The sequence below is a fragment of the Burkholderia sp. BCC1985 genome, from assembly GCF_905339915.1.
Taxonomy (GTDB): domain Bacteria; phylum Pseudomonadota; class Gammaproteobacteria; order Burkholderiales; family Burkholderiaceae; genus Burkholderia.
Genome location: NZ_CAJPGY010000152.1, coordinates 1 through 244, shown reverse-complemented (window position 1 = coordinate 244; position 244 = coordinate 1). Strand labels below are relative to the sequence as shown.

Annotated in this window: 1 protein-coding gene; it reads left to right on the top strand. The window is 63.9% G+C overall.

Annotation, left to right across the window (positions count from 1 at the left end; translation table 11 throughout):
• Positions 1 to 244, top strand: a 244-nt coding sequence (locus U4Z31_RS37070; protein ID WP_321813013.1) for a substrate-binding domain-containing protein, incomplete at both ends; no start/stop codon positions are given.

Genomic DNA, 244 nt, shown 5'->3' with positions numbered 1-244 from the left:
CGCAGCCGACAAGCCGCTGAAATCGATCGGCGTCACGGTCGGCTCGCTCGGCAACCCGTACTTCGTCACGATCGTGAAAGGCGCCGAGGCGCGCGCCAGGCAGCTCAACCCGAACGCGAAGGTCACCGCGGTCTCGGCCGACTACGACCTGAACAAGCAGTTCACGCAAATCGACAACTTCATCTCCGCGCACGTCGACATGATCCTGCTGAACGCGACCGATCCGAAGGCGATCGAGCCGGCG